Raw genomic sequence first — 23015 nt, forward strand, 5'->3', positions numbered from 1 at the left:
GGCTTGGCTTGGCTTGGCTTGGCTTGGCTTGGCTTGGCTTGGCTTGGCTTGGCTTGGCTTGGCTTGGCTTACAGAATTATAGACGGCGACGTAACTTTCTCAGGCTGCGCTTATAGTGTTTCATATTGGCATTAGAAGACACGTCATACTGTGCTTTCCCGGCAGCATCTGACCAACCTGACAACACCTCACTCAGCTCAGGCAAAGCCTGACACAAACGCTGGCTATACTGTTGCAGAGTTTCATCAGAACTGCGGGCCAGATTTGGATCCTGCCGGCTAACCCGGTCTGAAAGGCGCTCCGTATCCAGTGAAATCTGATCCCTGTACAAAGGCCTGGCACGTAAAAGCCACCAGCCAATGAATAGCAACACCACCGTGACCGGTAACAGTATCAATAACACTGATTTCAGATAATTAAGATTGCCCAACCAGTCCTGTAACAGATCTTCCTGCTGGCTGTCGTAGCCAAGCACCCAGCGATGCCAGTTATAGTTAAGGCTCTGATAACGCAAACGCAGTTCAGCCAGCAGCGCAAACTGTCGTTCTAAATTCAGGATATTTAACGGCTGGTTAGCCAGATATCCCGGTGACTGTTGCAGTAAGTTTTCGACACCGTCTCTGACCCGCTCCGGAGCCACTGCTGCTGTCGGGTCAATTCGCTGCCAGCGGCCATCCATCCAGGCTTCAACCCAGGCGTGAGCATCATACTGCCGGATCAGCAAATACTGACTGTATGGATTCCACTCCCCGCCAAGATAGCCTCCCACCACCCGGGTGGGAATACCGGCCATACGTAACATCAGCCCGGTTGCACTGGCAAAGTGCTCACAAAAACCTTCCCGGGTTGAAAAGAAAAACTCATCCACCCGGTCCCCCTGTAACCGGGCAGGTGACAAGGTATAACTGAAACGCTGCTGATACTGCTGCAGAATTGCCTTAACTATTTGTGATTTTGTCAGCCCTTGCGCCAGCCACTGATCGATTAAAGCCCTTGCACGGGGATTCCCGGCAGGCACCTGCAAATAGCGCCTGTATGCCTCTTTACTGAGCGATTCCTTAGTATCGACCTCAGATGCAAGATTATAGGTGAAACGCTGTTGCAGAGGCTCTGGAGCCCGTACAGTGCCATCAGCAAACAGCTTTAATCCCTGCGTGCCAGTTCGTACCGGCGTTAAGGCAATAAGCCAGCTACTGGTTGCCGGTTCTGCGATTACCTGATAATCACCGCTGCTGCTAATACCTGATAACTGGCTCTGTGACTGGGCGGCATCTATACGCCAGCGCTGACCATCAAAAGAATCAAACGTCATCGCCCGCCAATAGCGCTCCGGCTCTGCTACAGGCTCTCCACTAAAGCTCACCCGAAACGCCATTTCGTCAGAGCGTAACAAGTTGCTGATTTCTCCGGGCGCCATGCTATCTGAAAGACCGGTACGACCGGCAGTTGACCCCAGTTCCAGACTCCATAACGGGCCTATACGGGGGAAAACCAGAAACATCAGTGCCGCCAGCGGCAACGCCTGCAATAACAGTAACCCTGCGGTTTTTACAGGCTGCCAACGCAATGACTGCGCTGCTGCAACTTCATTTATAGCCCCGCTTTGAACCTCACTGTGCAGTGCAACCAGACTGGCAAGCAGTACGATAATAGATACCACACCGTAAGCACCCGCCAGCATACTGGTGGAAAACAGATACGCTGCGGCAATAATAAAGCAGTTCACCAGTGCTATAACCCAGGCGTCCCGCAACGTGCGAAACTCCAGTAACTTAAGGGTATTCGCCATAACCAGTAAAATAACCAGCCCCAGCAACATTGAGCGGTCCAATACACTAAGAGCGGCTGTAGCCAGAATCACCAATACGGCCAGCACCTTCAGTAAACGCGGTGGTTCCGCTAACCCTCTATTTAGCCGCAGGCCTACATATACCAGTAACACACCAGACACTACTGACATCCAGACAGGCATATTTAGCGCCTGTGGCAACATACACAGCACAGTGCTGAACAATAACCAGCGACGGGCACTAAGAGCAGGTAATGCAGACTTACTTTCAGACCGTTGGTGGGCAAATAAACTCATAGCGGCCCTCCATCTTCTGACTGGCTGGCAGCACCAGGACTCAGCGCTAGCTGTTTCAGCACCGCATCCAAATGCCCTCTGCCTTTAGCCGGCGCAAGATCGGCGCCACCAAGGCGTAAACCATAAGTCTGATCCTGAGCGTGATATTGCAAGGCCTGCCAGGTCATTTCTGAAATTTTTACTTCCCGACTGCCCGGCCAGACATTGGCATCCAGCCAATACTCTTGCCCCTGTTCAGTGGTATAGCTGCGTACTTTTAGCCCCTGGCCACTGGCGAGTTTTTTCCAGGCAATCCGGCTCAGTGAATCGCCGACCTGATAATCATCCAGCCCCTGAAATGCATCGGTACCCGACTGACGACTGCCGACCGGCCTGCTGCCTTCCGCTGCAGCCGGAGATAGCGGCGGTGGCCGTTTAGCCTGCACAGGTTTAGGGTATACCAGACATTTATTTTGCAAAGACGCCCAGCTCCAGGCGCGGATTAATCCCAATGGATATCGGGTTTCAATATACAACGCGCCGGCTTCATCCCAGCCTCTTTGCAATGCCGGGCGATACAGCGTCAGAATAGCACTGCCTCCAGCAGCAATGGCCACTGAACGTAAGTCCGCATCATGAATCGCCAGTGTAATCTGGTTTACCTGCCTGTCCGCCGCCTTAAGCTGATAACTGAAACCAATATCCTCACCCACAAACACCGGCTCACAGCGCCCTGTTTCAACAACCACGCCGGACAGCGTTGCGTATGTGTGCAAAATAGATATCAGAAACACTGCCCCCAGCATAAAGCACACCGCATAGGCGAGGTTGTTCTGATAATTAATAGCGAGTAGTAAAATCAGCAGGTTGACGCCCAGATAAGCAAACCCGGCCCAGGTAGGGAAAATATATATAACCCGCTGCGTCAGTTCGATCTTCTGTCCTGATTCATGACGGGCAATGGCCCAGCGACGCATCCGTCGGGCCAGGCGGTCAGCCAGAGAGAAACGGCGTGCCATCAGTTGAGTACATCAACCTGAGATAACAAATAACGGGCTGGATCATGCCCTGACCCGGCATGCAATAATTCCCGTCCCACCAGACGATGACCGGCAACCGCAGGAAATACCTGTTGTACATCATCAGGCAGAACATAGGCCCGCCCCTGCGGAATGCCCAGGCTTTAGCCGCATTCAGCACAGCCAGACTACCCCTGGGCGAGAGCCCCAGGCTGAAATGCTGACTGTCGCGACTGTATTGCGCCAGCCGTTGCAGATAGCTGATCACAGCAGGCGAGACCTGCAGCTGACTGACGATTTGTTGCGCCTCCAATAATTGATCTGCTGTCAGCAGTTGCTGTACACCACTCAATTGATCCGAGGCACCTCCCTGAAGCAGCATCTGCTCCTCTGCTGCAGCCGTGGGATAACCAATCGAAACACGCATTAAAAACCGGTCCAGCTGAGATTCCGGTAACGGAAAAGTACCGTATTGTTCGGTAGGATTCTGAGTAGCAATAACAAAAAAAACTTCTGCTAACGGATGCCGCTGACCGTCCAGAGAGACCTGCCGCTCTTCCATTGCCTCCAATAAAGCACTCTGGGTTTTCGGCGACGTCCGGTTAATCTCATCAGCCAATAGGAGCTCTGTAAAAACAGGACCTTTATGCAGTCGAAAACAAGATTGCTGCTGATCATAAATAGCCCCCCCCAGAATATCTCCCGGCAACATATCACTGGTGAACTGCACCCGCTGATATTCCAGCCCAAGTACCTTTGCCAATGCATGGGCAAGAGTGGTTTTACCCAACCCGGGCAAGTCCTCTATGAGTAAATGCCCCCGTGCTAACAGGCAGGCCAGAGACAAACGGATTACCTCAGGCTTGCCCAGTAAAACATCGTCGATTACCGCTGCAAGTTGCTGCAGTCTCTCCTGCATGGCCTTTTTCCTTTTTTAGTTCAGAGAGGCCGTTAACCAGCCAGTTGGCTTATTTTGTCACATATATAGTGCAGCATTGCAAACCTGTTTAGTTGTCATACAAGGTTTCCCTTCCTAAAGTGAAACTTACGTAAATTCAGGACCTTATGTGTGGATTATCTGTTTATCATTATAGTCGGACTACTCGCCGGAACATTGGCAGGCATTATTGGCACCGGCTCTTCAATCATACTGCTCCCGATACTGTTCTACAGTTTCGGCGCTAAAGTAGCAGTGCCGGTTATGGCTGTGGCCGCTGTTTTGGCAAATCTTGGCAGAGTAATTATCTGGTGGCGACAGATCCACTGGCCAGCGGTACTGGCATATTCTCTTACCAGTATTCCCGCCGCCGCATTGGGTGCGAATACTCTGATCAGCATGCCGGAAAACACGGCGAACCTGATCCTTGGCTGCTTCTTTCTGATCATGCTGCCATTGCGTCGCCACCTGAAGCAAAAACAATTCAGTATAAAGTTATGGCAGCTGGGCTTAGCCGGGGTATTTATCGGTTTTATCACCGGTATTGTTGTCTCATCCGGGCCCCTGAGTATTGCTGCATTTGCCGCTTTCGGACTGTTACAGGGACCTCTGATTGCCAGTGAGGCAGCCGCTTCAATGCTGGTCTATCTGGCCAAGCTGTCAGCGTTCGACAATCTCGATGTACTTAATACCAAGATACTGCTCAACGGCTTCATCGTTGGAAGCACTCTTATCATCGGAGCCTGGCTGGGCAAACACATTGTTTTACAAATGCGTCCACGCCAGTTTGAAAGAATTTTGGACTTAATGATGCTGATTGCAGGTTTATCGCTTCTCTGCATGTCGGCCTCAACTCCATGAAAAACAAACAAAAAATTAATCACACCTACCAGGCCCACCACCACTAATAAGATTAAATTATTAAAAAATATAAATAATTAATTTTTATTATCGAAAATAAATTCCTATGATTCTTGTGACGCAACCGCTGAAGGTTAGCGCATTCTTATTTTCACCATGAATGACTAAAAAACTGGTAAACCCCATGAAACAAGCTGTAAAGACCGACCTGTTCGCATCAAAAGCACCACTTGAATGGGCCGTAACGGCAAACGGTCACCTATCCACAGCACAAATTCCAATTAACGCTGAAGGTAAGGTAGTTGAAGGCGGCATCGAAGCACAGGCTCGCCAGACCATGGAGAACTTTAAACACACGATTGAAGCTGCAGGTCTGACAATGGCTGACGTCACTCAGGTTCTGATCTACGTAACGCACCGCGACCAGCTACCAATTTTCAATCAGGTTTACGCAGAATATTTTGAAGCTCCGTTCCCTAACAGAGCTGCAATGATCGTCGCGGGCCTGGCCCGCGAGGAAATGCTTTGTGAAATCGTCGCTTATGCAGCGATGAAGACACAGCTAGCAAGCTAGAGCACTAATCGGCAATGGGGTGCCCCTCCGACCGGGCATCTCATTGCTGATTCTTTGATTTTCTGTCTGTCAGCATACAACGGATTAACTTCCAGGCTGCTTCCGCTCTCGCCCTTCTTCCCCGCAACTGATAATACCCGTAATCAATCGCTCCATTGCTGTCCCGGCGAATCCTATCTTCTTCCCTGTCATGCTTATTCGTTAACTCTGCCATCAATCTGTACCTCTGCCAGTCGCTAAGCTATTCATCTGCTCAGGTTTACAAAGGCAAGTTTAAAGACGAAAATAAATCAATAATAACGATTTATATTTATTAAATTGATCGTAAATTACGAACTAATTTTCAAAAGACTTTAATCACAATATGTAATTTTTCTGATAACGCTTTGAACAGGTCTATGACTATGTCTGCAAATCTCTCTTCTGAATTGCTCAATACCTTTGTTACTGTGGTCCACGAGCAAGGCTTTATTAAAGCGTCTGAACGGCTGCATAAAACTCAATCCACCGTTAGCCAGCAGATTAAGAAACTCGAACAGGAAGTCGGTGTAGCATTGTTTCAGGCTGAAGGCCGCAAGCGCATTCTCACCCCTGAAGGTGAAATATTTCTTGGTCATGCCCGCCGCATACTCAGCAGCCATCAGGATGCCGTCGCAGCCATTGCCGGCCCCCGCCAGTATCAGCAACTAAAAATTGGTATATCTCAGGCCCTGTCTGAAACCCTGTTACCTGCATTGCTGGGACAGTTCCGTCAGGCAAACCCACAGCTGGCCTTAGAAGTGCACTGTGGCTTTAGTCAGGAACTGGGTAAAGAATTTGATGCCGGTAATTATGACTTAGTCTTATTACTACAGCCTGATAAGGCGGCACTGACAGGCTTGCAAATCAGTGAAGAGCCTCTTGCCTGGGTAGCATCTGCTCAGTTCTATCCACAGCCTGGTGCACCTTTACCGCTGGCATTTCTGTCACCCCAATGTCAGTTTCGCCAGCGCGGTCTTGAAGCATTAGATCAAGCGGGCATTACATGGGAGCAGGTTTATCACACCAGCAGCTTTGCCAGCCTGATGATGGCGGTGCGTGCGGGACTCGGCGTTACTGTGCGGCCGTTGCGCGGACTGGGGCAAGACTGGCAACTGGCTGACCTGCCACAGCTACCCGAACTGCAATCTATGTATATTGAACTGCGCAGCCACCCGTCAGCACCGGCGCAACAGCTGGAAAAACTTCTGGCCAGACAAAATCTGATCATTAACTGATTGGCGGATTTATCCAATACAACACAGCACTGGAAGATTAGGCTGCCACTCAATCATTCAACATGAAGGAGTCAGCCATGAACGACGCGATTAAAGCAGCATTTATTTTTATTACCCCTGACGCTAACCCGGAACAGCATCAGGGCTGGGTAAAAACACCCGGCGTTGAAGTTAAAACACTCGCAGTTAACAGTTATCAACAAGCCTGTGAATCCCTAGAAAACCTTATTAGCGAAGGCGTCGCAGCGGTAGAACTCTGTGGCGGTTTCGGCCATCAGGGCGTTGCACAGCTAACCCATGCGGCAGCCGGACGTGTACACATTGGAGTGGTGAGGTTTGATCAGCATCCGCTGCTAAACTTTGTCAGTGGTGATTCCATAGTAGCGCAGTAATATAATCTGCTCTCCTGACTAAAGGATTCGCCATTATCATGCTCAGGCACTGTACCTACCCTATACCGTCACTGACGCCATACATTGCACAGTTCTGGAGCATTGAAGCGCAATGTCGAATAAACATGCCTGACTATCTGCCCGGTACCGGGGTAGAAATACTGCTGAATCTGGCGGACGATGTCGAACTGATACAAACCAGCATTGCTGGTCCTTCCGTGACTACAGTTACTCTGCTCCGTGCCGAACAGGCCGTCTGTATATGCCCACGCTTGAGCCAGCTGAAAATCAAACCCGCCGGCAGAATTCATCTGTTCAGTGTTCGTTTCCGCTCTGCCGGTTTTTTCAGTCTGTTTGCTATACCACTGAATGTTTTTAGCGATCAGGTTATCCACATTAGTGAGCTGGGGCTCGTATTGCCTGATACGATAACCAACAGCCATCATGACGCACTGGTTAACCAGCTGCAGCCATGGTTTACTTCCCGGTTAGATACAAAATTGCCAGGTCAAAATCTGCTGAAGCACGCCATTGATCAACTCTATTATCAGCATACTCAATTTTCCGTTCAGGCTATTCAGCAGGCAACAGACCTTAGCGAAAGAGCTTTTCAACGCAGTGTTAAGCAGCTTACAGGCGTAAGCGCCAAATACTTTGCCCGCACCGCCCGCTTTCAGGCCACCTTAAAACTTCTGTTAAAACAGCCCCAGGCGCCCGTCCACTTTTGTCTCGACACCTTACTGGCACAGGGATATTGCGATCAATCACACTTCATTCGTGATTTTCGCTACTTCACCGGCAGCACGCCCACTCAGTATTTACGTGTAGCTAACCCCCAATGTAATTTTTACCTTCATCCTGTCGGCGACTAAACTTTCGTATGTTCACCAAGAACTTTTAGACGCCGGAATTGACAATCATATTAGGTTGATCTAATTTATATATTCCAAATAGTTTTATACTTATAACTAAAAACACTAAACAGGTATAGCCTAATGTCTGCCGCAGCCAAACCTGCCATTGTCACCGCCTTCTTTGATGAGCCTTCATTTACCTTCAGTTATGTTATTCAGGATCCTGACTCTAATCACTGTGCGATCATAGATTCAGTCCTGGATTTTGATTATGCATCCGGTAAAACCAGTACAGCGTCCGCCGATGCAATACTGGCATTTGTTAACAGTAAGTCACTCAGTGTTGACTGGATTCTGGAAACCCACGTTCATGCTGACCATGTTTCTGCAGCCCCTTATCTGAAGGCAAAAACCGGCGGGCTTATAGGTATCGGCAAACAGGTTTGCAGCGTACAGAAAACCTTTGGCCAAGCATTTAATGCAGAGAAAGAATTTGCCACTAATGGCAGCCAGTTCGATATCTTGCTGGAAGATAACGACAGCATAAGTATTGGCCAGTTAACCGGTCAGGCACTGCATACACCTGGCCATACCCCGGCCTGCATGACCTTTGTATTCGACGATGCGGTATTTGTCGGTGATACTCTTTTTATGCCGGATTACGGCACTGCCCGTTGCGACTTTCCCGGCGGTGATGCTGCTATGCTATACCAGTCAATCCAGCGTATTTTCCAAATGCCGGATAACACCCGTCTGTTTATGTGTCACGACTACAAAGCCCCCGGACGGGATGAATACGCTCATGAATCCAGCGTCGCAGAACAACGTCAACATAACATTCATATTCAGGAAGGCATCAACGAGACAGACTTTGTGGCCATGCGTACCAGCCGGGACGCCACCCTTAGCATGCCAAAACTGATTCTGCCTTCTGTACAGGTCAATATGCGTGCAGGGCATTTGCCACCCGCAGAAGATAACGGGCAGCATTATCTAAAAATTCCCCTCAACCTCTTCTGAATACTGGCAGGTCGCATGCCTGCCTATTTGCCCAATACCTTTTCGAAGCCCTGCACCGGTTGCTCATAACAGCAACCTTGTGCTGACCGTGCCTAAAATAATAAAAAGGACCCTGTCATGGATGTGCGTCAACTTAGCCCTTTCATCAGTATCACACCGCAAATAAACCCTACCGATATAGGTCTGGCGGCTTCGCTGGGGTTTCAGACAATCATCTGTAACCGGCCAGCCAATGAATCCAAAGATCAGCCGGACCACCGTTTACTGGCGGAAGCCTGTGAGCGACTGGGTCTCGCCTGGCATTACCTTCCTGTCGAAGCAGGTAATATTACCGATGCAGACGTAACCAAATTCAGCTCTCTGCTTCATGAAGTGCAAGGCCCTGCACTGGCGTTTTGCCTTAGCGGTACCCGAAGCGCAACTCTTTGGGCACTGTCACAGGCCCCCAGATTAGATATTAACGCCATTATCAAGGCCACAGCTCAGGCCGGTTACGACCTGGAGCCCCAGCGTCAACGCCTCATAGCAGCCGCGAATCAGCCAGATACGCAACCAATAAATGCCAGTCGCCAGCACGATATTCTGATTGTCGGTGGCGGTGCCGGAGGTCAGGCAGCTGCAGCAAGCCTGCTAAAACGCCAGCCCGACCTGGACATTGCCATCGTCGACCCCAGTTCCGAACATTACTATCAGCCTGGCTGGACACTGGTAGGCGGCGGTGTATTTAACCGCAAAGACACAGTACGTCACATGTCAGACGTGATGCATCCAAGCTGCCATTGGTATCAGGCAGCTGTCAGTCATTTCGAACCTGACCAGCAACAACTGGCACTGGAAGATGGCGAGCGGATAGGCTATCGCATATTGATAGTAGCTCCGGGCCTGACACTGGACTGGGAAGCAATTTCCGGACTGCGAGAAAATCTTGGTAGCAATGGCGTGACCTCTAACTATCAGTTTGATATGGCACCTTATACCTGGGAGCTGATACAAAACTGCAAAGCAGGTAAAGCGCTGTTTACTCAGCCACCTATGCCAATCAAATGTGCCGGAGCACCGCAAAAAGCTATGTATCTCGCCTGTGATCACTGGCTACGCAGTGGCCAGTTAAGCAATATTGACGTCGAATTCTGTAACGCCGGACCGGGGTTATTTGGTGTCGCTGACTATGTACCGGCCCTGATGGAATACGTAGAAAAATATGCCATTCAATTGCAGTTTCAGCACACGCTGACCAGCATTGACGGCTCAGCTAAAACGGCAAAATTTAATGTCAATAATGCTGATGGCGAGATACAGGAGGTCGAAAAATCTTTCGATATGATTCACGTCTGCCCACCACAAAAAGCACCACAGTTTATCTGCAATAGTCCTTTGGCAGACACCAGCGGCTGGCTCGACCTCGATCCTGAAACCTTACAACACAATAATTATGGCGATATCTTTGGTCTGGGTGATGCCAGTAACACACCGAATGCAAAAACCGCCGCAGCCGTTCGTAAACAGGCACCGGTAGTCGCAGAAAATGTCCTGATGGCACTCAAAGGTAAAGCACCCAAAGCTATCTATGCCGGTTATGGCTCATGCCCGCTAACAGTTGAAAAAGGTAAGATAGTGCTGGCCGAATTTGGCTATGGAGGGAAACTACAGCCGTCTTTCCCAACCTGGTTGGTACAAGGTACCCGACCATCCCGCTTATCCTGGTTTCTGAAAGAAAAAATGCTGCCCTGGATATACTGGAACGCCATGCTCAAAGGTAAGGAATGGCTGGCACAGCCAGAAATTCTCAGTCATCGCCCAGCCAGACATGAAGCTGCTGACGCTCTGGAAAAATAATCCTTCATGCATAAAAAAACGGGAAGCCAAGGCTTCCCGTTTTCAGTTCAGAATCCGAAATTAACCTTCTGGGTTAATCTCCAGTAATTCAACTTCAAAGACCAGAGTCGCGTTAGGTCCGATAGTACCGCCCGCACCTGCAGGGCCATAAGCCAAATCTGCCGGGATAACCAAACGGGCTTTACCGCCACTCTTCATCAGCTGTAAACCTTCAGTCCAGCCAGGGATAACACCGTTCAGCGGGAAAGAAACCGGTTCGCCACGGCTGTAAGAGCTATCAAACTCAGTGCCGTCAATCAGCGTACCTTTATAGTGCACCATCACAGAGTCTTCAGCGGTAGGGCTTTCGCCAACACCTTCGTTCAGGTGCTCAATCTGCAAGCCAGACTCAGTAGTCGTCACGTTTGGCTTCTTGGCATTTTCAGCCATGAAATCCATACCAGCCTGCTTGTTCTTGTCCGCTGCTGCAGCGGCTTCCTGCTGTGCCAGCTCAACTTTCTTCTGCTGAGCTTCCATCAGTACTTTTTCAACTTCTTCCCGGCTCAGCAGGCCTTCTTCTTCCGCATACGCTGCTTCAACACCACGACGCAACGCATCATAATCCATTGTTTCAAAGTCAGCCTTTAAACGCTCACCCAAAACCATACCCAGGCCGTAGCTTAACTTCTTCGTTTCACTATCCAGAGTGTAAGGCTTTTCCACCGGTGCAGGGGCGTTCTTTTCTTCACCACAACCCACCAGGAACGCACTTGCAACAGCAACAGCAACCAGCGTCTTTTTCATTTCATTTCCTTAATTTTGTCTGTCCGAATATCGGAGTCGGCAGCTTTCAGCCTGAGATCTTTGCATAAAGCTATCTGCACAGAATTTATACGCAGCGCCCAACTTAACATAGCTACTTCTTTATATCCTGCCTTAGTGGGGGTTGCCGGTTAAAAGTTCAACCTAATCCTCAGTTTCAGTGGATAAATCCAATAACCTTTGCAGCCACTCAGACCAGTGCCCCTGAACTGTCTCCAGATACACTTCCAGGTTTGCTCTGGCCAGGTCATCACCCGGCAGAGATAACGCAGGGCAAAGATCGTTCGCCGTCGCCAAATCATAAAGCATCTGTAGTTCAGCTTTTTCGCAAGCTAATTCAGCTTGCTTCAACTGTGCATATACAGCCTCTAAACGGCTATCCTGCTGATACTCTTCACGCACGCTGTAACGTAAAGCACGTAACGGTAACAGGCGTTCGTAATGCCAGTGCTGTAACGCCTTATCATTAAACAGCTCAGCTACTACACCTTGCTTCTGCTGCGCCAGCCACAGACAAAATAATACCCGGTTGACGGCCAGCCCCTGTTCAGACTGTAACTGCAGACAAAGCTGCGCCACCTGCGGTCGGGAATAAAAACTCACTGCAAACTGCCACAAGCTATTCTCTGCTGACTGTCTATCCGACATATTCTGGTCTCGCTCAAAGTCATATTCACGGGCTGAATTGTGCTAGAATCCGCAGCCAAAATCAGCGCCGGATTTATACCGGCATCCGATATTAGCCTGCCAGCCCGGTAAGAACCATGATTCAGTTAAACCAACTCAGCCTGCAACGCGGCCCGCAACGTCTGCTCGACCAGGCCCAGTTGACCATTCACGCCTCCCAGAAAGTCGGAATCATCGGCGCCAACGGAGTGGGTAAGTCATCACTGTTCAAACTGATTCTTGGCGAACTGCAAGCCGATGAGGGTGATCTTCAGCTGCCTACTAATCTGATCATTGCGCACATGGCTCAGGAAGTATCGGACTCTGACCGCAGTGCGCTGGAGTATGTCCTCGACGGTGATCGTCGCTTACGCCAGGTTCAACAGCAACTGGAAGAAGCTGAAAACAGTGGTAACCATCATCGCAGTGGCGAACTGCACGCTGAAATGGCCGCAATTGACGGTTATACCGCTGAGTCCCGTGCTCATCAGTTACTTAATGGCCTGAGCTTTAAACCCGGCGACGCCACTCGCCCCGTCAGTACTTTCTCAGGGGGCTGGCGTATCCGCCTGAATCTGGCTCAGGCACTGATGTGTCATTCAGATATTCTGTTGCTCGATGAGCCGACCAACCACCTGGATCTGGATGCCACTATCTGGCTGGAACAGTGGTTGCGAAGCTATCCGGGAACCTTACTGCTGATCTCCCACGACCGTGATTTCCTTGATGCCGTCACTACGCATATCGTGCATATGCACCGTCAAAAAACAGATATATATAAAGGCGGTTATTCAGACTTTGAAATCATGCGTGCTGAGCGTCTGTCACAACAACAGGCGCAGTTTGAGAAACAACAGCAACGTATTGCAGAAATAGAAAACTTCGTACGCCGTTTTAAAGCCAAAGCGACCAAAGCTAAACAGGCACAGAGTCGGGTCAAAGAACTGGAGCGAATGGAAAAAATATCTGCCGCACACGTCGACAGCCCGTTCACATTTGGTTTTCCAGCCAGCGATAAGATTTCGTTCCCGCTGTTAGCACTGGACAAAGCCGATCTTGGTTATGACAAAGCTATTCTCAAACAGGTTTCACTGAGTCTGGTACCTGGCGCACGAATCGGTCTGCTGGGGCCAAACGGCGCCGGTAAATCGACGCTGATAAAGTCCCTGACTGAAGACCTGACACTGCTCAGTGGTGAACGCAAAAGCGGTGAGCATCTGAAGATTGGTTACTTTGCACAGCATCAGCTCGAAGCACTGGATCTGGAAGCCTCTCCAAGCCTGCATATCAAACGTATTGCACCGAAAGCCACGGACCAGGAAATACGTAATTTTCTTGGCAGCTTTGATTTTCACGGCGACCGGGCTCTGGAACCTGTTAAACAATTTTCCGGCGGTGAAAAAGCCCGGGTTGCGCTGGCACTGATTGCCTGGCAAAAACCTAACTTATTACTATTAGACGAACCCACCAACCACCTGGATCTGGAAGTACGCCACGCGTTAACGCTCGCCTTGCAGGGCTTTGAAGGCGCACTGATTCTGGTCTCTCACGACCGTCACTTATTGCGTAATTGTGTCGATGAATTCCTGCTGGTCGCCGATCAACAGGTCGCGCAGTTCAAAGGTGACATGGACGACTACCAGCAATGGCTCGCCAACCAGCGACGTGAAGATAACCAGACAGAACAACCTGAGCGGGAAAACCGTTCGGCCAGTGCTGCTGAGCGCAAAGAACAAAAACGTCTTGCCGCCGAGCGCCGCAGTAAGTTGCGACCACTGAAGAAAGCCACTGAAAAGCTCGAAGCAGAAATGGAAACACTGGCTGAAAAGCTGACTGAAGTCGAAGAAAAACTGTCGGACACATCTATTTATGAAGACGCCCGTAAAGCTGAACTGAAAGATGTGTTACAGCAGCAGGCCAGTCTGCAGCAACGTAGCGAAGTGGTTGAAACAGAATGGATGGAAAAACTCGAAGAGCTTGAAGAGCTCGAGCAGCTGACTGCCGCAGATTAAACTCCCGGGCTCAGACCACTGAGCCCGTCAATCTCAGGCTTCAAAAGACGCCAGCTTTATACCAAATGTCACGAATACCACTCCCGTTACTGCCTTCAGCACCCGCTGAAATACACCCGCTCTGGTGAAGCCCATAAAGCGGGACAGCAAAATCACCATGCCAGAGAACCACAACAGGTTAATCACCGAGTGGACAAACACCAGCAAGAACGCAGCTGAAGCGCCTTCACCCATAGGAATAAACTGCGGAAATGCCGCTAAATAAAACATCGAAACCTTAGGGTTCAATGCGTTAGTCAAAAAGCCCTCCAGAAACGCATGCCTGCTACTTTGACGCTTAACCGCTTTAACTGTCTGAGCAGACTGCGTAACAGCACTACCCTTCCAGGCCGCACGCAAAGCATTAATACCTATCCAGCAGAGATACGCTGCTCCGAGTATTTTAACGATAAAAAACAACTGCGCCGATTGCACCAGAAGCACCGAGATACCCAGTATGGACAAAGCACCGTGCAGATAAAATGCAGCCACGAACCCCGCTACATTGGCAAAACCTGCCGCTCTGCCTGAGGTCGTCACTGATTTAAAAATCAGGGCACCATTCGGCCCCGGTGACATCACCAGTAAGGCGGCAACCAACGTAAAGGTTATAACCTGTGAAACATCCATACTGACTCCGTGTATTGATCGTTAATACGCGCTTTGAGGGTCTACATTCTAAGCTATTAAAACAAAAAAGCGCCGCAGTATTAACTGGGGCGCTTATCTTATTAGCTAACTGATGGCGCTAACTATTACTCAGTTTAACTGGCTTTTGCCGGCGCGATTGAGTTCACCAGCGCTTCCAGCTCAGTGCGATTCTCAAGGATTTTTTCCACTGCTTCATCCGCGTCTTCACGGCTGATCTGTAGACGCTTGAACAACGCACCCGGAATCTCTTCTTCAGGGCCATCGCCCAACCCCTTGGCACGCAACAGGCGGGATGCAATATAAAGCAAACCTACTTCCTGCTGAGCTTCTCCCTGATAATCAGGATCCTGCTGATGGCGAACCGCTTCACATACCGTCGCAGGCAGAGACCAGCTATCCAGCAGCCATGAGCCGATTTGTTCTCGGGTAACATTCAATACCTGTTGCTCGATATATTCAGACGACATATGCGGGTTTGCTTCGATATAACGGGACAACAGAGAAAAATACGACGGAAACACATGTGCCAACACCAGATAACCGAAGTTATGCAGCAACCCGGCCAGGTAAACCATACCTAGCTTAGGCCTTACCGCTACCGGCACCTTCTTACATAACAGCTCACACAATGCTGCCGTATAAACGGCCTGCTGCCAGAAAGGAACACCTTCACGCGGCGTATCATCCGGCACCGCCAGGGTCTGCCCCATTGCAACACCTAAGGCCAGATTAAGTACCAGATCAAAACCCAGTACCCGAACCACTGCGTCATCAACAGACTGCACATCCGTTGGCGCAGCGTAATATGGCGATGCAGCCCAACTCATTACCTGAGCAGCCAAACTTGGATCCACCCGCACCAGCGGCACCAGATCGTCGATACCGGCGATCGGATCCGAACGCAGGGCAATCAGCTTCTTCATAGATAACGGCAGTGCAGGCATGCCCAGCGTGTCTTCAAGACGCTGCTTTACACGCAGGCTGGTGAAACGCTCAACCGCCTGAGTAATAACTTTGGCATCATTACCGCCCGGCTGAGCATTACTGATAGTCGTCGTGGTTAATGCCAGCGCTTTCAGAACCACTGGTTTCTGAATCCAGCTGCGGCGAATTTCAAATACCCGCCCGGTATATGGCTCAACCGCCTCAATCAAATCCAGATCATTGAGACCAGAATCCATATAGACCTTCAGGCCCATTAATTTTTGTAAGCCTTTTTCAGTATTCAGAGCAGCCTGACCGAAAAACTTAATCGCTTCACGGCTACGCAGAGGCTGTAAACGCAACTCTGAGTGATTCCAGATACTTACTAAGTCCAGCAGCTGGTCAGACGGCACCAATACCAGCGCTTTGGTATTGGTATCATGCACCATCAGGATGCGATATTTAGGCTCAGTCTGAGCAGCTTGCATTGATTGCATATTGTGAGTCGCCAAAGCAATCTCCATCCACCAGGTTATTCAGGATTACTCTTCATTCAAAACCAGTTAAAACCGGTAAGCTACTGACCGCTATCGTTAAGCGGTTTTATTGAGTCAGACTACAAAGCCAGGCATGCAGTGTCCACGCCAAGCCTCCCAGTTTGGGGGCTAAATGGCGATATACCGTCGGCTTCACCCAAAACAGGGCTTGTATCAACCGGCAGATCTTGTATCGGTCGGCAGAGCAATTTCTGAACAAAAAATAGACAACAAGATAAATAAAGCACAAAAAAAGCACTTCCTGTCAGAGAAGTGCTTCTTTCGGAAGAATGAGGCGCCGCGGTCAGACCCGGGTCAGTTTATACACCGCCGGTAAAGACTTGAGTTTACGCATCACCCGGGCTAAATGAATCCGGCTGGTCACAGTAATATCCATATGTACTGTACTCAGTGGTGAATCAGTCTCTGATATATCGATCTTAAATACGTTCGAACCCGCACCCGCTGCAGTAGTGGCCAGCGAAGCAATCAGACCCCGCGCCGGCTCGACCTGCAGGTCCAGATTAACGGTAAACTCTTCATCAATGCTCGCCGACCATTCCAGATACACACACTTCTCAGCGTCATCTTTCATAAAGGCAATATTGCGGCAGTCGGAACGGTGTATCACCAGGCCTCTGCCAGAAGAGATATGACCGGTAATTTTGTCTCCCGGGATAGGGCCACAGCAACGGGCATAGTGGAGCACCATGCCTTCTGTACCTTTAATCGCGAACGGCTTATCACTGGTAACCGGGCCAAGATCCTTACTGGTTTCTTCATCCGAACTCGGCCGCAGACGGCGAGCCACCACATAGGCCATGCGGTTACCCAGACCAATATCCACCAGCAGATCATCCAGACTGTTGAGCTGCACTTCTTCCAGTAAGGTCTGCAAACGCCCCGGATCAACTTCATCCACCGACGTACCAAAGTTACTCATAAATTGATTAAGCAAACGGCGACCCAGTTCTACCGATTCATCACGCTGCTGCTGTTTAACAAAATGACGTATGGCTGAACGGGCCTTACCGGTGACAACAAAGTTCATCCAGGCAATATTTGGACGGGCGCTGGCAGTGGTAATAATTTCGACTGTCTGGCCACTTTCCAGTGTCTGAGACAACGGCGCCAGACGGCGATTAATCCGACACGAAATACAGGAATTACCCACGTCAGTATGCACCGCGTAGGCAAAATCGACAGCTGTAGCCCCCTGAGGTAATTCGTAAATCCGGCCTTTTGGCGAGAATACATATACTTCATCGGAGAACAGATCAGTTTTAACCGTTTCGATGAACTCCATTGAGTCACCGGCACGCTTTTGCATTTCCAGCAGACTCTGAACCCATTTTCGGGCACGGTTGTAACCATCAACAGCACTGCTGGAGTCACCATAAATCTTATAATGGCTGTGTTCCGCAATGCCCTGACTGGCAACCGCATCCATCTCCTTAGTACGTATCTGTACTTCAATGGTGATATTACGGGCGCCGAATAAATCTGTGTGTAATGACTGATAGCCGTTTGCTTTAGGAATGGCGATGTAATCTTTAAAGCGTCCGGCAACCGGCTTATAAAGGCTGTGAACAACACCCAACACCCGGTAACAATCGTCCACGCTATCCGTAACAATTCGGAAGGCAAATACGTCCATGATTTCTTCGAAGGACTTACCTTTGCTCTTCATCTTGCTGTAAATACTGTAAAGATGCTTTTCCCGACCGGAAACCCCACCGCTAAAACCTTCCTGCGTCAGGCGGCTACGGATCGATTCTTCAATGCTGGTAATAATATCTTTACGCTGACCCCGGGCCTGTACCACAGCACGACGGATATACTTAGAGCGCATCGGGTGATACGACTGAAACGCCAGATCCTCCAGCTCCAATTGCATATCACGCATCCCAAGACGCGCCGCAACCGGTGCATAAATATCCAGGGTTTCACGGGCAATACGGCGCTGCTTTTCTGGCGGCATTGCGCCCAGGGTGCGCATGTTGTGTAAACGGTCGGCAAGCTTAACCAGAATTACCCGGATATCGACGGCCATAGCCATCACCATTTTCTGGAAGTTTTCTGCCTGCGCTTCCGCACGGGTTTCGAACTCCAGATGGGTCAGCTTACTGACACCGTCCACTATATCAGTCACCTGATCACCGAACTGGCCAGCCAGGCCATCACGGTTTACTTCTGTATCTTCAATAACATCATGCAGCATCGCCGCCATCAGACTCTGATGATCCATATGCATGCCTGCCAGGATAGACGCCACTGATAAAGGATGCGTCACATAAGGCTCACCACTTTTACGCCGCTGGCCGTCATGGGCCTGTTCTGCGTAAAAATACGCCCGCCGAACGGCCTTGATCTGTTGCAGATCAAGATAACCGGATAATCGGTCAGAAAGCGCATCAATGGTTGGCATCAGGTACTCCTAGATGATTTACGGATAACTTACTGTTAAAGCTACAAAACTACACCTGCATTGTGCAAGTGCTAAATACACTAAAACAGAGGATTTAAGCCCGGAATATCAGCTTAGCAGCAATATGGATGAATTTCTGACTGTATAACGACGCCAAACGGCGAACTGACGGGTTATTCCGGCAATTTAAAACAATAAACGCCAGACACAAATATGGCCGGAAAAACCGGCCATATTTGCTTAAATCGTATAGCTTTGAACGAAAAACTTAAATTTTAAAACTTAGGCTTAAACGATCTGAAGCTTTAACAATTGAAGTTCGCGTTAACTTATACTTCTTCCGCGATATCAATTGTTGCATTGCTAACGTGTTCTTCAGCGATTTCACGCAGAGCAACAACAGTTGGCTTATCGTTTTCCCACTCTACCTTTGGATCTTTACCACCGGTAGCTAGTTGACGAGCACGCTTGGAAGCAAGCATGACTAATTCAAAACGGTTGTCTACATGTTCCAGACAATCTTCAACGGTTACGCGAGCCATTCGGTACCTCGGTACTTTCGTACGAAAAAATGTATAAAAATTGACCCGAAAGTTTACCTAAGTGCGCTTAAGCTGACAAGAGCCCGGTCAGTAAAGCCTGGTGCTTTCTCTGCTGACGGTTCAGCGTCAGTCGCTGACCGGCAAAAACGGACTGCAATTCAGCCAGAGCCAACTGAAAATCATCATTGATAATCAGGTAATCAAAGGCTCCGTAGTGGCTCATTTCACTGACGGCCTCAGACATACGGTGATCAATCACTTCTTTAGCATCCTGTCCACGGCCTGTGAGTCGCTCACGCAATGCTTCAGTGGACGGTGGCAGAATGAATACTGAAACGCTTTCTGGCATCAGACGACGCACCTGTTGTGCACCCTGCCAGTCGATTTCCAGAATTACATCCAGGCCCTGCTGCAGTTGCTGTTCGACCCATACCTGTGAAGTACCATATTTATTGGTAAACACGTCAGCAAACTCAAGAAACTCTCCCCGACCGATCATTGCATCAAACTCAGCCATTTCAACAAAGTTATAATCTTTGCCGTCTACTTCTCCCGGACGCATATCACGGGTGGTATGGGAAACCGATACGCAGATCTGCTGATCCTGCTCCAGTAACGCCTTTACCAGACTGGTTTTACCAGCGCCGGACGGCGCAGAAACGATATAGAGAGTGCCTAGCTTGTTCATGGGGTAGAAGTCTCGAACATTAAAAATGCAGGCATTGTAAAACAATCCCCGATGGGCGGACAGCATTTGCCACCACACCGGGGACCCCGTCAGGGTTCTTGGTGGTCGTCCGGGTTTTGTGTCAGGGCAAACAGCATGCCTTTTTCAACCCAGATTTTGACCGGTAAACCTTTTCCGTATGCAATTACAGGGGCTTCACCCACACCTATATCAGGTAATGGGCCAAACACTTCTGGCTGATAATCCACCTGATACCAGGTCTGCTCATCACCATTTACATCGGCGACCCTGAATTGCGCCGCACGAATACTGCTCAGCGAACAGTAACGCGCGCCCTGAAATATTTCTCCACCCAACAAACCCGATAACATCGGTTTAAACTGCAGTTGCGTAAAATAGCTGCTCAGCTTAGGAAAGCTGCTGCCCTGAGTTTCCAGTGGGCGACGGTTAAAGTGGTTATAAGCCACTTCAGCAGCAATTTCGTGTGCTTTTGGATAAGGTCCACTGGCAATACTTGGCCACCACAGCTGCACACAAAGCAATAACAGTGCACAGCAACCAAACAGCCAGCCACCATACTGTTTTATGTGCTGACGACCCGCCCAGGTATTTTCTACGCCGGGCTGCGCAGCAACCTGCATCGCCTGCAAGCTTTTCAATTGTTCAGGCGTTAACTCAATGCTCTGATAATAATCATGTACCATCTGCTTTAATGGTTTGTCTTTCTGCTGTGTCATAAGCTTACCCCGCAGTTGTTCTCCCGGGCCTTACTCTGATGTAATCGCTGACGTAAACGGTGAATTTTGGATAATACTGTGCCTTTAGGTAACGCCATTAAATTTGCAACTTCCTGAGTGGTATAACCTTCAACAGCCCAGAGGAACAACATTTCGCGTTCCTGATCATCCAGCATCGTCATTAGGTAATTCACCTGACGCTCATTAACCATCACCGTTTCCAGTACCTGCAAGTCATAATCAGCCGCTTCACGGTGCTCATCCTGCAAAGACGTATTCTGAACCCTCTGATCTCGCCGATAAGTATCGATATAACGATTACGAATGCTGGTGAATAAATATGGAATTGGATCTGTAACCTGCTTTATCGGCGGTTCCAGAAAGCCAGCTAAAGCTGTCTGTACCAGGTCGAAGGCATCATCCGCATTGCGACACAAAGATACTGCATACCGGTGCAAACGATTCAGCTGCGCCTGATCAATCATGCGCCACCAGCCATTGCCGGACTAACCAGCGCTGTAGACTTTCGCTCACATCCATACCTCTTTCAGCAAATTCGGCAACCAAATCTGTCAGTAATATATGATTAGCTCGACTAAGCAAACCGGCCTCCTCTGTACTCACAGACGTCGCCGCAATATGCCAGCCTTGTTGAGGCGAAAGCTGCATATTGATGATCAGGTTAAAACCACCGGTTTTTAACTGGAATTCTTCTGCCGGGGCACGGTGCCACAACCACAGCTCATGAACATTATGCTCGCAGATAACACGCTGTAAGCTAACCGGCGTACTAACCCGTAAACGTTCAAGACTCCGTTCATCTATTTGTGTCAGTTGCTCGTTGCTAAGTGCCGACTGTAAACAGGCAAAACGGGCTGCCTGAACATGCCATTCAAAAGCAGCCATTTCCGCTACATAAGGTACATCATGTAAAGGCTGACACCTTTGTAGGTACTCCGAAAAATCCTCGCCAAACTCATCCAGATCAGCTGCAAAAGCCGGATGATGTAACACATAGTCACTTGCATAAGCGCTGAATGCTGCATCGCCCAGTAATTGCTCGACTACCGGGAATGTTACCTGTAAAGCGCGTATACGGCCTTCAGAGGTGTTGTTCCGGTATGCTTCCAGAACAGATTCAGGCGAAGCATTACCGGCAGCCTGCCAATGACGGGTATCGGCTTTCAGCTGTAAAGCATCCGTCAGTAATTGTGGCCAGTGCTGAGGTAAAAAAGCCTCGTTATTTGCCAACTTATGTACGGTCACTAAGCAACCTCCCGCCGCATCAGAATCTGATCTGCCCGGCCGGCTTCTTCCAGCAACCGCGACAACTCAGGAATATTATTATCCCACTCAATCAGTGTTGGCCGTGGTCCAAACCTTGCTATGGTTTCTTCAAATAATGCCCAGACATCCGGCCAGATTTCCTTACCATGGGTATCCAGCGCGCCCCACTCAGTTTTCTGATAGCCCCCTAAGTGCATCTGCCGAATCCTATCTGCAGGCAAATAGCTGATCTGCTCACTAGGATCATCGCCAAAGTTGATACTGTTCACCTGGAAGTTATTCACATCCAATAGCAGATCACAGTCAGCCAGGTCTGCTACCAGTGCCAAAAACTGGCCTTCCGGTAATCCCGTGACCGGAGGACGTAAATAAGTTGACAGATTTTCTAACAGAATGCGCTGTTCCAGATAGTCCTGTACCTGGCGAATGCGGCCTGCTAAATGTTCTGCGTAAGCTTCTGTCATCGGCAGTGGCAGTAGGTCATGGCTATGCGCATTACCATGGCTGCAGAAACAGGCATGATCAGAAATCCAGGCCGCGCCGGTATCTTTTGCAAGGCGTTTAATACGGTCCAGATAGGCAAAGTCCAGCGGATCATTACCCGCCAGATTCATTGATACACAATGTAAAGCAACAGGGTAACGTTCAGCCAGCGCCATCATCCGGTGGTAATCCAGATTGCCGGTATGCAAATGGTTATCTGCCAGCAGCTCAAGCCAGGCCACATCAGGCTGCTCAGCCAGTAACTGATCAATATGCGGCCAACGCAAGCCTATCCCTGCACGGGCAGGTAACGAACCAATTGCTCTGCTATCCAATCCGGACTCCTTAATATGTATATGCTCTCTGAAGCGATCGACGCTGCAAGCGCTTAGGACAGCATAGTCATG

22 protein-coding genes and 1 pseudogene are annotated in these 23015 nt (G+C 49.6%); 8 read left to right on the forward strand and 15 right to left on the reverse strand.

All coding sequences use genetic code 11. From position 1 onward, the window contains the following. Positions 1-76: 76 nt before the first annotated feature. The 3 genes and pseudogenes from OCU49_RS22665 to OCU49_RS23790 form a co-directional block, all read right to left on the reverse strand. A complete protein-coding gene (locus tag OCU49_RS22665; RefSeq protein ID WP_261842788.1) occupies positions 77-2086 on the reverse strand; it encodes a transglutaminase TgpA family protein in 2010 nt (669 codons plus the stop codon). Next, positions 2083-3084: a DUF58 domain-containing protein gene (locus OCU49_RS22670; protein WP_261842789.1), complete on the reverse strand. Its 1002-nt coding sequence runs from the start codon at positions 3082-3084 to the stop codon at positions 2083-2085. Before OCU49_RS22670 ends, OCU49_RS22665 begins: the two co-directional genes overlap by 4 nt. Continuing rightward, positions 3084-4003, reverse strand: a pseudogene (locus OCU49_RS23790) (AAA family ATPase). The gene OCU49_RS22670 and the pseudogene OCU49_RS23790 overlap by 1 nt, the downstream one beginning before the upstream one ends. A 150-nt stretch (positions 4004-4153) precedes the next feature. Between OCU49_RS23790 and OCU49_RS22685 the strand changes: the two are divergent. Both OCU49_RS22685 and OCU49_RS22690 read left to right on the forward strand, forming a co-directional pair. Beyond that, positions 4154-4882, forward strand: coding sequence for a sulfite exporter TauE/SafE family protein (locus OCU49_RS22685; protein ID WP_261842790.1), 729 nt, complete (start codon positions 4154-4156; stop codon positions 4880-4882). Between the two features lie 184 nt (positions 4883-5066). After that, on the forward strand, positions 5067-5456 hold the full coding sequence (locus tag OCU49_RS22690; RefSeq protein WP_261842791.1) for a RidA family protein: 390 nt from the start codon (positions 5067-5069) through the stop codon (positions 5454-5456). Between the two features lie 40 nt (positions 5457-5496). Here the strand turns inward: OCU49_RS22690 and OCU49_RS22695 are convergent, their stop codons facing one another. Next, positions 5497-5670 (reverse strand): hypothetical protein, encoded by a 174-nt coding sequence (locus tag OCU49_RS22695; RefSeq protein WP_261842792.1) that lies wholly within the window; start codon positions 5668-5670, stop codon positions 5497-5499. A gap of 190 nt (positions 5671-5860) precedes the next feature. On the opposite strand from OCU49_RS22695, the gene OCU49_RS22700 reads away from it, so the two are divergent. From OCU49_RS22700 to OCU49_RS22720, 5 genes are all read left to right on the forward strand, one after another. Beyond that, on the forward strand, positions 5861-6712 hold the full coding sequence (locus OCU49_RS22700) for a LysR substrate-binding domain-containing protein (protein ID WP_261842793.1): 852 nt from the start codon (positions 5861-5863) through the stop codon (positions 6710-6712). A gap of 77 nt (positions 6713-6789) precedes the next feature. Continuing rightward, positions 6790-7104, forward strand: a complete 315-nt coding sequence (locus tag OCU49_RS22705) for a DUF6506 family protein (RefSeq protein ID WP_261842794.1) — start codon at positions 6790-6792, stop codon at positions 7102-7104. A 38-nt stretch (positions 7105-7142) separates the two neighbouring features. After that, entirely contained in the window at positions 7143-7976 is an 834-nt protein-coding gene (locus OCU49_RS22710; protein ID WP_261842795.1) for a helix-turn-helix domain-containing protein, read from the forward strand. A 123-nt stretch (positions 7977-8099) separates the two neighbouring features. Further along, positions 8100-8978 carry an MBL fold metallo-hydrolase gene (locus tag OCU49_RS22715; RefSeq protein ID WP_261842796.1) on the forward strand — a complete coding sequence of 293 codons (879 nt, stop codon included), beginning with the start codon at positions 8100-8102 and terminating at the stop codon, positions 8976-8978. Between the two features lie 117 nt (positions 8979-9095). After that, a complete protein-coding gene (locus OCU49_RS22720) occupies positions 9096-10814 on the forward strand; it encodes a bifunctional protein tyrosine phosphatase family protein/NAD(P)/FAD-dependent oxidoreductase (protein ID WP_261842797.1) in 1719 nt (572 codons plus the stop codon). A 60-nt stretch (positions 10815-10874) separates the two neighbouring features. On the opposite strand, the gene bamJ is transcribed toward OCU49_RS22720, so the two are convergent. Continuing rightward, complete coding sequence (gene bamJ, locus OCU49_RS22725; protein WP_261842798.1) at positions 10875-11597, reverse strand: BamJ family beta-barrel-assembly machinery protein; 723 nt, start codon at positions 11595-11597, stop codon at positions 10875-10877. Between the two features lie 162 nt (positions 11598-11759). Continuing rightward, positions 11760-12263, reverse strand: a complete 504-nt coding sequence (locus tag OCU49_RS22730) for a TIGR02444 family protein (protein WP_261842799.1) — start codon at positions 12261-12263, stop codon at positions 11760-11762. A 116-nt stretch (positions 12264-12379) separates the two neighbouring features. Between OCU49_RS22730 and OCU49_RS22735 the strand changes: the two genes are divergently transcribed. Then, positions 12380-14293, forward strand: coding sequence for an ATP-binding cassette domain-containing protein (locus OCU49_RS22735; RefSeq protein ID WP_261842800.1), 1914 nt, complete (start codon positions 12380-12382; stop codon positions 14291-14293). A gap of 33 nt (positions 14294-14326) precedes the next feature. Here OCU49_RS22735 and OCU49_RS22740 read toward each other — a convergent pair whose 3' ends face one another. From OCU49_RS22740 to OCU49_RS22780, 9 genes are all read right to left on the reverse strand, one after another. Continuing rightward, positions 14327-14962: a LysE family translocator gene (locus tag OCU49_RS22740; protein WP_261842801.1), complete on the reverse strand. Its 636-nt coding sequence runs from the start codon at positions 14960-14962 to the stop codon at positions 14327-14329. Positions 14963-15096: 134 nt separating this feature from the next. Then, complete coding sequence (locus OCU49_RS22745; RefSeq protein ID WP_261842802.1) at positions 15097-16419, reverse strand: HDOD domain-containing protein; 1323 nt, start codon at positions 16417-16419, stop codon at positions 15097-15099. Between the two features lie 328 nt (positions 16420-16747). Next, complete coding sequence (locus OCU49_RS22750; protein WP_261842803.1) at positions 16748-18871, reverse strand: RelA/SpoT family protein; 2124 nt, start codon at positions 18869-18871, stop codon at positions 16748-16750. A 329-nt stretch (positions 18872-19200) separates the two neighbouring features. Next, positions 19201-19413 (reverse strand): DNA-directed RNA polymerase subunit omega, encoded by a 213-nt coding sequence (gene rpoZ, locus OCU49_RS22755; RefSeq protein ID WP_261842804.1) that lies wholly within the window; start codon positions 19411-19413, stop codon positions 19201-19203. Between the two features lie 67 nt (positions 19414-19480). Next, positions 19481-20101 (reverse strand): guanylate kinase, encoded by a 621-nt coding sequence (gene gmk, locus OCU49_RS22760; RefSeq protein ID WP_261845279.1) that lies wholly within the window; start codon positions 20099-20101, stop codon positions 19481-19483. 89 nt (positions 20102-20190) lie between these two features. Beyond that, positions 20191-20838: a hypothetical protein gene (locus OCU49_RS22765; protein WP_261842805.1), complete on the reverse strand. Its 648-nt coding sequence runs from the start codon at positions 20836-20838 to the stop codon at positions 20191-20193. Then, positions 20835-21323, reverse strand: a complete 489-nt coding sequence (locus OCU49_RS22770) for an RNA polymerase sigma factor (protein ID WP_261842806.1) — start codon at positions 21321-21323, stop codon at positions 20835-20837. Before OCU49_RS22770 ends, OCU49_RS22765 begins: the two co-directional genes overlap by 4 nt. Next, positions 21316-22104 (reverse strand): HvfC/BufC N-terminal domain-containing protein, encoded by a 789-nt coding sequence (locus tag OCU49_RS22775; protein WP_261842807.1) that lies wholly within the window; start codon positions 22102-22104, stop codon positions 21316-21318. Before OCU49_RS22775 ends, OCU49_RS22770 begins: the two co-directional genes overlap by 8 nt. Further along, a complete protein-coding gene (locus tag OCU49_RS22780) occupies positions 22104-22943 on the reverse strand; it encodes an MbnB/TglH/ChrH family RiPP precursor modification enzyme (RefSeq protein ID WP_261842808.1) in 840 nt (279 codons plus the stop codon). The genes OCU49_RS22775 and OCU49_RS22780 overlap by 1 nt, the downstream gene beginning before the upstream one ends. Between the last annotated feature and the right edge of the window lie 72 nt (positions 22944-23015).

Origin of the sequence: Aliamphritea ceti, assembly GCF_024347215.1 — a bacterium.
Classification (GTDB): Bacteria; Pseudomonadota; Gammaproteobacteria; order Pseudomonadales; family Balneatricaceae; genus Amphritea; species Amphritea ceti.

Bases quoted from the DNA above. Each gene is read 5' to 3' on its own strand.
- OCU49_RS22670 (WP_261842789.1), bottom strand. From the start codon at position 3,084: ATGGCACGCCGTTTCTCTCTGGCTGACCGCCTGGCCCGACGGATGCGT.
- OCU49_RS22720 (WP_261842797.1), top strand. From the start codon at position 9,096: ATGGATGTGCGTCAACTTAGCCCTTTCATCAGTATCACACCGCAAATA.
- rpoZ (WP_261842804.1), bottom strand. From the start codon at position 19,413: ATGGCTCGCGTAACCGTTGAAGATTGTCTGGAACATGTAGACAACCGT.
- OCU49_RS22695 (WP_261842792.1), bottom strand. From the start codon at position 5,670: ATGGCAGAGTTAACGAATAAGCATGACAGGGAAGAAGATAGGATTCGC.
- OCU49_RS22715 (WP_261842796.1), top strand. From the start codon at position 8,100: ATGTCTGCCGCAGCCAAACCTGCCATTGTCACCGCCTTCTTTGATGAG.
- OCU49_RS22750 (WP_261842803.1), bottom strand. From the start codon at position 18,871: ATGCCAACCATTGATGCGCTTTCTGACCGATTATCCGGTTATCTTGAT.
- OCU49_RS22770 (WP_261842806.1), bottom strand. From the start codon at position 21,323: ATGATTGATCAGGCGCAGCTGAATCGTTTGCACCGGTATGCAGTATCT.
- bamJ (WP_261842798.1), bottom strand. From the start codon at position 11,597: ATGAAAAAGACGCTGGTTGCTGTTGCTGTTGCAAGTGCGTTCCTGGTG.
- OCU49_RS22705 (WP_261842794.1), top strand. From the start codon at position 6,790: ATGAACGACGCGATTAAAGCAGCATTTATTTTTATTACCCCTGACGCT.
- gmk (WP_261845279.1), bottom strand. From the start codon at position 20,101: ATGAACAAGCTAGGCACTCTCTATATCGTTTCTGCGCCGTCCGGCGCT.
- OCU49_RS22765 (WP_261842805.1), bottom strand. From the start codon at position 20,838: ATGACACAGCAGAAAGACAAACCATTAAAGCAGATGGTACATGATTAT.
- OCU49_RS22740 (WP_261842801.1), bottom strand. From the start codon at position 14,962: ATGGATGTTTCACAGGTTATAACCTTTACGTTGGTTGCCGCCTTACTG.
- OCU49_RS22710 (WP_261842795.1), top strand. From the start codon at position 7,143: ATGCTCAGGCACTGTACCTACCCTATACCGTCACTGACGCCATACATT.
- OCU49_RS22665 (WP_261842788.1), bottom strand. From the start codon at position 2,086: ATGAGTTTATTTGCCCACCAACGGTCTGAAAGTAAGTCTGCATTACCT.
- OCU49_RS22700 (WP_261842793.1), top strand. From the start codon at position 5,861: ATGTCTGCAAATCTCTCTTCTGAATTGCTCAATACCTTTGTTACTGTG.
- OCU49_RS22735 (WP_261842800.1), top strand. From the start codon at position 12,380: ATGATTCAGTTAAACCAACTCAGCCTGCAACGCGGCCCGCAACGTCTG.
- OCU49_RS22690 (WP_261842791.1), top strand. From the start codon at position 5,067: ATGAAACAAGCTGTAAAGACCGACCTGTTCGCATCAAAAGCACCACTT.
- OCU49_RS22730 (WP_261842799.1), bottom strand. From the start codon at position 12,263: ATGTCGGATAGACAGTCAGCAGAGAATAGCTTGTGGCAGTTTGCAGTG.